Genomic DNA, 1,622 nt, shown 5'->3' on the forward strand with positions numbered 1-1,622 from the left:
GACAACGATGACGACTCCCCGTACGCTCTCCTCTCGCTACGAGCTGGGCGAGATACTCGGATTCGGCGGCATGTCCGAGGTTCATCTGGCACGTGACACTCGGCTGGACCGCGACGTCGCCATCAAGGTTCTGCGCGCCGATCTTGCTCGCGACCCCACGTTCTACCTGCGGTTTCGCCGCGAAGCCCAGAACGCGGCCGCACTGAACCACCCGGCCATCGTCGCCGTGTACGACACCGGTGAAGCCGAGACCGAAGCCGGTCCGCTCCCGTTCATCGTCATGGAGTACGTCGACGGCGACACCCTCCGCGACATCGTGCGCGCCGAAGGGCCCATGGCACCGCGTCGAGCCATGGAGGTCATCGCCGACGTCTGTGCTGCACTCGATTTCAGCCACCGCAACGGCATCGTGCACCGCGACGTCAAACCCGCGAACATCATGATCAACAACGCGGGCGCAGTGAAGGTGATGGACTTCGGCATCGCGCGCGCCATCGCCGATTCCTCGTCGCCGATGACTCAGACGGCCGCCGTCATCGGAACCGCGCAGTACCTCTCGCCCGAGCAGGCTCGCGGCGAGCAGGTCGACGCTCGATCGGACGTCTACTCGCTCGGCTGTGTGCTGTTCGAGATCCTCACCGGTGAGCCCCCGTTCAAGGGTGATTCCCCGGTCGCGGTCGCCTATCAGCACGTGCGCGAGGATCCTCAGCTGCCGTCGCTGGTCAACGACACGGTGCCGCGTGAACTCGACTCGATCATCCTCAAGGCGATGGCCAAGAATCCCGCCAACCGCTACCAGAGCGCCGCCGAGATGCGCACCGACCTGGTCCGGGTGCTCGGCGGTCAACGTCCGAGCGCCCCGATGGTCATGAACGACGAGGACCGCACCACGATTCTCGGATCGGTCGATTCACGGCAGGCGGACTTCTCCGGCACGGACAAGCCGGCCGCAGCAGCCGCCGGCACACCCCGCCCGTCGAAGCACACCGAACCCGACAACGAACCCAGGAGCCGTCGGGGCCTGAAGATCGCGCTGATCTCCGCGGCGTCGATCATCGTCGTCGCGATCGTCGGAGCATTCCTGTGGTCCCTCGGTCCCGGAGCGGAGCCCACGTCCGTCACCGTGCCGTCCGTCGCAGGCCTCGTCGCAGACGAGGCCCAGCGGGAACTCGAGAATGTCGGCCTGCGCGTCACCGTGCAGGAGAGACCGGATGCGTCGGTTCCCGAGGGTTCCGCGATCGGCACCAACCCCGCCGCGGGGTCACAGACCGAATCACCCGGGGACATCCAGCTCGACGTCTCCTCGGGCCCCCAGCAGGTGCAGGTGCCGCGGCTGACCGGACGAACGCAGCAGGAGGCGTCGGCCGCCTTGAACGAGGTGGGCCTTCAACTCGATCCCACCGTCGCCCGGGCACCGTCCACGCCGGAGAACCTCGACAGGGTCGTCGAACAGAACCCGTCCTCGGGCGTGAGCATGAACGCCGACTCGCAGGTTCGCATCACGCTCGGTTCCGGCCCGGCGCAGGTACGGATGCCCAACGTCGTCGGCCAGCTCGTCGACGTTGCGCAGCCGAACGTGGCGGGTGCCGGTCTCCGCGTCCAGATAGAGAACATCGACTCCA

The 1,622-nt window shown here is 67.0% G+C and carries 1 protein-coding gene; it reads left to right on the top strand.

Going from position 1 to position 1,622, the window contains the following annotated elements:
• Positions 1-7 precede the first annotated feature (7 nt).
• The coding region (gene pknB, locus A2J02_RS00875) for a Stk1 family PASTA domain-containing Ser/Thr kinase (RefSeq protein ID WP_068045557.1) at positions 8-1,622 on the top strand (1,615 nt) is incomplete at its 3' end.

Source organism: Rhodococcus sp. EPR-147, assembly GCF_001647185.1.
Classification (GTDB): Bacteria; Actinomycetota; Actinomycetes; order Mycobacteriales; family Mycobacteriaceae; genus Rhodococcoides.